Source organism: Plectonema radiosum NIES-515 (assembly GCF_025753815.1).
Lineage (GTDB): Bacteria > Cyanobacteriota > Cyanobacteriia > Cyanobacteriales > Nostocaceae > Hassallia > Hassallia radiosum_A.
Genome location: NZ_JAOWRF010000136.1, coordinates 22,268 through 28,865 on the forward strand (window position 1 = coordinate 22,268; position 6,598 = coordinate 28,865).

Annotated in this window: 6 protein-coding genes; 4 read left to right on the forward strand and 2 right to left on the reverse strand. The window is 43.6% G+C overall.

The window, feature by feature from the left end; translation table 11 throughout:
- The first annotated feature begins 34 nt into the window (after positions 1-34).
- Positions 35-1,339 (forward strand): lipopolysaccharide biosynthesis protein, encoded by a 1,305-nt coding sequence (locus OGM63_RS08975; protein WP_263745182.1) that lies wholly within the window; start codon positions 35-37, stop codon positions 1,337-1,339.
- Between the two features lie 282 nt (positions 1,340-1,621).
- Here OGM63_RS08975 and OGM63_RS08980 read toward each other — a convergent pair whose 3' ends face one another.
- Positions 1,622-2,563, reverse strand: coding sequence for a serine hydrolase (locus tag OGM63_RS08980; protein ID WP_263745183.1), 942 nt, complete (start codon positions 2,561-2,563; stop codon positions 1,622-1,624).
- A gap of 12 nt (positions 2,564-2,575) precedes the next feature.
- Here OGM63_RS08980 and OGM63_RS08985 point away from each other — a divergent pair, with 12 nt between their 5' ends.
- Together OGM63_RS08985 and OGM63_RS08990 are read left to right on the forward strand one after the other, a co-directional pair.
- Positions 2,576-3,298, forward strand: coding sequence for a C40 family peptidase (locus tag OGM63_RS08985; RefSeq protein ID WP_263745185.1), 723 nt, complete (start codon positions 2,576-2,578; stop codon positions 3,296-3,298).
- Positions 3,299-3,339: 41 nt separating this feature from the next.
- Positions 3,340-4,326 carry a glycosyltransferase family 2 protein gene (locus OGM63_RS08990; RefSeq protein ID WP_263745186.1) on the forward strand — a complete coding sequence of 329 codons (987 nt, stop codon included), beginning with the start codon at positions 3,340-3,342 and terminating at the stop codon, positions 4,324-4,326.
- 158 nt (positions 4,327-4,484) lie between these two features.
- Here the strand turns inward: OGM63_RS08990 and OGM63_RS08995 are convergent, their stop codons facing one another.
- Positions 4,485-5,390: an NmrA/HSCARG family protein gene (locus tag OGM63_RS08995; protein WP_263745187.1), complete on the reverse strand. Its 906-nt coding sequence runs from the start codon at positions 5,388-5,390 to the stop codon at positions 4,485-4,487.
- A gap of 131 nt (positions 5,391-5,521) precedes the next feature.
- On the opposite strand from OGM63_RS08995, the gene OGM63_RS09000 reads away from it, so the two are divergent.
- Positions 5,522-6,439, forward strand: coding sequence for a LysR family transcriptional regulator (locus OGM63_RS09000; RefSeq protein ID WP_263745188.1), 918 nt, complete (start codon positions 5,522-5,524; stop codon positions 6,437-6,439).
- Positions 6,440-6,598: the final 159 nt, after the last annotated feature.

Consider the following 6,598-nt stretch of genomic DNA (forward strand, 5'->3'; position numbering starts at 1 on the left):
TACGTTAATACCTTGTGCTTTCATGTACTAGAATATGACATTCATTAATAAGCGGCATCTACAGAAACCGAATTTTCTTGACTCATTAATTAATCGACTCCAAGAAAAACTGTCTAGCCAGTTTCTACGCAATCTTAGCTGGCTAGGTATAACAGAAATCGTCTATAGAGTCTTGCGTTTAGGATTAGTAGTCATCATCGCACGTTTTTTGACTCCTTATGACTACGGTTTAGGGGCAATTGTGATGACAGTTAGGGAGTTTACTTTGACGTTTACCAATGTCGGAATTGGTGCAAAAATTATTCAAGCTGAAGAAAAAGAATTAGAGGTTTTGTGCAATTCTGCATATTGGTTAAACTGGATGATTTTTATCAGTTTATTTTTCATCCAAAGTATTGCCGCTTTTCCTATTTCTTGGTTTTATCAAAATAATGAGATTCTTTTGCCAATTATTGTATCAGGGCTTGTTTATTTAATTTGGCCCGTATCGGCTATTCAAAAGACTTTAATTCAAAGAGAAAATCGCTTAAAAATTATCGCTGTGACTGACAGCTTGCAAAACTCATTTGCGAGTATATTTTCTGCTGTATTAGCGCTTGCAGGGATGGGTGTGTGGTCTTTTGTGCTGCCAGCCTTTTTGGTAGCACCGCTGGAGCTAATCATATACTATTATTTTCATGATTGGCGATCGCACTCTAAATTCACCACTAAGCACTGGGGAGAAATTTTCAGTTTTGGTAAAAACTTGCTCGGTGTTGGTTTACTCAAAACTCTCAGAAATAACTTAGATTATCTCATAGTTGGACGCTTCATCGGCATTAAAGAACTGGGTATATACTTCTTTGGCTTTAATGCTGGTTTAGGCATTAGCTTAAGTATTATCAACGCTGTCAGTTCAGCAATTTTACCTCATTTATGTGCAGCGCGTTCCGATTGGTTTGAGTTCAAAAAACGCTACTTTAGCAGTCTCAAAACTATTAGCTATATTATTATTCCCTTTGTGATATTACAAGCTAGCTTGGCTCCTTTTTATGTACCAATTGTTTTTGGTCAAAAGTGGGTACCTGCGATTCCAGTTTTGATCATGATTTGCTTATCGGCAATTTCTCGACCTTTTGCAGATGCGGCATCTCAGTTACTAGTAGCTATTGGCAAACCTAATTTAGATTTCCGGTGGAATATTATCTTTACTGGGATATTTGCTGCTGCTTTACTGATAGGAGTTAAAGGACAAGTTATCGGAGTAGCGACATCGGTTTTATTAGTGCATTTGGTTTGTTTGCCGATATTTACATTTTGGGTGACAACTTTTGTTTTTCCGAGATTGGGTAGGTGCTAGCGGCAATAAGCGTAAAATCGTAGCGTTTTGAAACGCTCCAGGTAGCTGAGGTAAGCGCACTCGTTTCACCGAGTCAATGCTCATAAATTTAGTTATGAAATGCGTGGAATTTTGTACTAAGTACAATGCTTGCATAAGTTGATAACGAAAATCTGAAGGAAGACTCTGCGTACCCAATGGGAGAATCAGTACGAATAGACGCAAACCGAAGAAAGAGCCGACTGATTCACCTTTGCGCTAACCTTAGCTACCTGGTGCGTTTAAATCTGTCTGACTCCTGCTTTATCTCAAACTGCTAATAGCTTCCGCAAAATGCTTGGAAATAAAAGGCAAAATTTCCCGGCTTTTGGCTTGTGCTTTGCCTTCTGTAAATACTACTAACAGATAGGGACGCAAATCTTGTAACTCGATGTAAGCTGCATCGTGACGAACTTGACTTGTCCAACCGGCTTTTGACCAAATTTGCGCGTTTTGCGGAAGTCCACTACCTAAAAAGCCTGTAATTTGGTCTTCTTCAACGTCTTTTGGTAAATCTTCCGGATTGAGACTGCGTTTAAGTAAAGCCATCATTGCTTGCGATCGCCCACTAGACACTGCCACCCCACCAACGATACTATGCAATAATCTGGCAGTGGCGTTTGTCGTCAACATGTTGCGATTATCTAGCATTTCTCCATAAAATGCCCGCTCCCGTCCATAAGGACCATCACCCCAAGTTTTTTGGCAAAGGTTAATTGTGTCTAATTCTTCCCACCCCAAAGACTTGAGATAACGGTTAACGATATTGCGTTGATGCTTCCAAGTTTCAAATGGTCCTGCCGATAATTCGGGTCCGGAAGTGGTTCCACTCAGCATATCTATAACTAAGCTGGTACCATCATTGCTAGAATCAATTATCATATCCCGTGTAGCTCTTTCCAATTCCTTGGAAGTCTGAAGCATTTGTTTTTCCAGCCATTCGTTTACCGCTACCATGTAAAACAGTTTCACGACACTTGCAGGATAAATTCGTTCAACACCGCGATAAGTAAAACCACGTACCGAATGGTTCCAAAAAGCATTGGGAGTTAAAGCACCACCAGTATTTACTAGTACCGGCGGATCGTAGACAATCCAAGTTAGAGCAATTTGGTTACGGGCTAAAGTGGGAAATTGTGCCCAAGTTGCATCTATTATGCCTAAGCCGAGATTTTCTAGTTGTTCGTCTTGATTAAAAAAAATCATTGTTCTTGAAGAATGCCCTTTAATCTAAAATCCAAAATCGAAAATCCAAAATCGGGTGAATATAAGTGTCTTGCTGACCTAAACTTATATGATTCTCCTGAATGTACGCGCTTGGCAACTCAAGCCGCAGTTGGGCGACATTTACGGATAATATCAAATGATAATGATGTAGAGACGCAAAATTTTGCGTCTTTACAGGTTTGCTTGTGTGAGGATGATTATCCAGGATGGTTATCGCCCACAGATTTGAGTTTATTACAATCTGCTACTGTACTTTATGAAGCTACTTTATTTTCTCAATCTCAAATAAAAAAACTGCTCGCAGAAGTAATTGTTTTTACCCAAAAAGCGATGCAACAAGCAAATTATTACCTCTGGGGTGGTACCGTAGCACCAAATTATGATTGTTCGGGGTTGATGCAAGCGGCTTTTGCTTCGGTGGGTATTTGGCTGCCTAGAGACGCTTATCAGCAAGAAGAATTCACTCAGCCAATTAGTACAGCAGAACTAGAGGTAGGGGATTTGGTATTTTTTGGCACTCCCCAAAAAGCGACTCATGTCGGACTTTATTTGGCAGATAATTATTACATCCATAGTTCCGGCAAAGAGAAGGGACGAAATGGTATTGCAATCGACTGTTTGACGGAACAGGGAGATGCGGTTAGTCAGTCATATTATCAGCAGCTGCGAGGTGCTGGCAGGGTTGTGAAGAGTTACGAACCGCAAAGACGCTAAGGACGCTAAGGAATATGAGGGGTGGGTTGATTTCCGAAAGGATGACTGAACAAAATGGGGCAATGTCGTCGGTTGTTCCTGCTGTTTCGGTTGTGGTGCCGATATATAATGAGGTTGAATCAATACCGCATTTGCTGGAGGCGATCGCTTCCACTTTAACTGCAAGTGAGTTAAATTATGAGATCATTTGTGTAGATGACGGTTCTTCTGATGGAAGTGCGGAGTTTCTCAGAAAAGAAGCCCAAACACGCAGCGATTTAAAAGCGGTTATTTTGCGACGCAATTACGGTCAAACGGCAGCAATGTCTGCTGGATTTAATCATGCTTTAGGTACAGCAATTGTCACTTTAGATGCTGATTTGCAAAATGACCCAGTAGATATACCGTTATTATTAGCCAAGTTAGAAGAAGGTTACGATTTGGTCAGCGGTTGGCGGAAAAACCGTCAAGATGGTGCTTTGAAGCGGTTACTTCCTTCCAAAATTGCCAACTGGTTAATTAGACGGACTACTAGTGTAAATATTCATGATTATGGTTGTTCGCTAAAAGCTTATCGCGCCGAATTGGTCGCAGATATGAACCTTTATGGCGAACTGCACCGATTTTTACCAGCTTTGGCGTACATTGAAGGAGCAAGAATTACCGAAATTCCGGTACGTCATCACGCCCGTCGCTTTGGTCAGAGTAAGTATGGATTATCCCGTACTTTCCGGGTGTTGATGGATTTGTTAACTATTTTGTTTATGAAAAAGTTCCTCACCCGTCCGATGCACGTTTTTGGGCTGTGGGGCTTAATTTCCATGCTTTCGGGTGGAGCGATCGCACTTTACTTAACTTTTGTCAAATTAGCTTTTCATGAGAATATAGGCGATCGCCCTTTGCTGATTTTGGCGGTTCTGTTATTGGTAACTGGTGTACAGCTTTTTTGCTTCGGTCTTTTGGCAGAATTGCTAATGCGTACTTACCACGAATCCCAAGGACGCCCCATATATCGAGTGCGTGAGGTAATAACCAAAAGCGTTAATTGACACTCCCCGCATCTATTGACACGGGGATTCTTGAATCTAAGACATAACTTGCTCAATTTGTGGTTTTCACCAATCTGAGTACCTGTTCCTTGGGGGCTTTCAAACTCCCGTCAGTTCCTTGTAAAGCTTAAAACAGTGCCTCATTTGTAATTGTCAGTTCACACTTTTGACCCGACATCCGGGGCACTTTCGGCTGGTTTTGTCCAGTCGTGGTCGCGCAGATAGGATTCAAAGTCGGTCGGGGAAGGAAAATCGCGTTTCAATTCCGCTAGATCCGCTCCGTAGCCGACGTTCTCAAACCAGCGATACATGGTGGTTACTTCCTCTCCGGCTTGCTGCTCAAACGCTTCAAAGGGAATTTGTTGGTAGTTGACGGTTTTTCCGAAAACACGGCTGAACGCGGCAGCGATTTCCGGCATGGTCATGTCCACACTTGCGACTTCATGAACGCTGTTCAAGAAATCTGCGGGACGCTCGAAAACCTCGGCGACCATTTCTCCGTAATCCTCTTCGGAAAGTTGCTGCAATTTCGTTTCCGGACTGAGCGGCTGGGAAAGCGTTCCCTTTTCAACCATTGGACGCATCGCGTTGTAATTGTAGAAAAAGAAAACCGGACGCATCATCGTGTAAGGCAAACCAAGCGATCGGATGTATTCTTCGACTTGAAACTTGCTGTCGAAATGCGGAATGCCCGTGTTGCGTTCTGCGCTACCCACCGAACTGTAGACGAAATGCTGGATGCCCGCCGATGAAGCTGCGTCTGCGACCGTTTTGCCGTCGCGGATTTCGGCTTCTAATCCGCCTTTGAGGAAGGTTTGTATCGAAAAAACGCCATCGGCACCTTCCAGAGCGCGATCGAGGGAAGCGCGATCGCTGAAATCTCCTTCTACGAGTTCTGCACCCGCTTGTTTGAGTGCTTGGGCTGCGGGCTTGTTTTGGTCGCGCACGAAGGCACGAACCGTGAAATTTCCGCGCTGTAAAAGATGACGCGCCACCGCGCCGCCCTGATTGCCTGTGGCTCCGGTGACTAAGATGAGTCGTTTTGCGTTTATTTGCTGTGTCATAGTTGTTTTTTCAATGCTGTTTGTGTATTTGAAATTTCATTTTGTCTAAATAGTAGCTTGTACAGGAAAAGGGAAAAAGTAGTTAAAATTCAAAACAGTTGTGCAAAAAATTCAAAAATGCGTTTGCGTGAATGGACAAGCTGAAAAGCCTGATGATTTTTATGCGCTCCGCTCAATATTGCAGCTTTTCGGAGGCAGCACGACAGTTAGGAATGGCTCCTTCAGCCGTGAGTCGAGCCGTATTGCGCTTAGAAGATGAATTGGGGGTGCGCTTGCTCCAGCGGACGACTCGCAGTTTGACGCTGACCGAAGATGGCAACCGATTTTATCAACGCTGTCAGCAAATTATCAACGACTTGGAAGAAGCCGAACTCGAAGTCAAACAATCGCAATCAATGCCTATCGGAACATTGCGACTTGATCTGAGCTTTGTGTTTGGCAAAATGCATATCGCTCCGGCTCTGGTGCGATTTGCCGCACAATATCCTCAGCTAAAACTGAATGTTTCTTTTAACGATCGCTTGATCGATCTGATTGAGGAGGGCATCGATGCGACTGTGCGGATTGGAATCAGCAACGATAGCCGTTTAATTATGCACCACCTGGCAACTGCACGCTACATTACTTGTGCCTCGCCGCAGTATCTCGCCCAGTATGGTACCCCCACAACCCCCACTTCCCTATTGCAGCATCGCTGTGTCAACTTTATCTTTCCACAGACCGGGCGAGAATCTAAATGGAAGTTTGAACAAGACGGAAAAGCCATCGACCTTTCCGTAGACAGTTATCTGCGATTCGATAATTCAGAGGTCATTTTAGACGCGGTTATTCAAGGAGCCGGTGTGGTTCAATTTCCCAAATTTATTGCCGCGAAAGCGATCGCCCGTGGAGACCTCCAGCCGATTCTCCAACCCTACGCGACCCAAGTTGGATTACCGATCGCAGTGTTATATCCGCAAAAACGCTATCTCTCGGCTAAAGTTCGCGTCTTTGTTGAATTTATGACAGAATTGACGGCTGCATTAAAGCGAGTTGATGTTGTAGATTGAAGGCTGCTACACAAAACTTGGTTAAACTTATCGCTCGTCTTACCATTCAATCAAGATTGCTCCTGAAGGGTCTGCTTCCTGCTTCAACCAAGCCCGTCGGCGGGTTCTTGTCCACAGGCGTAAATTCGGCTCTAGCCGAGCCTAATCGAAATTAAATAT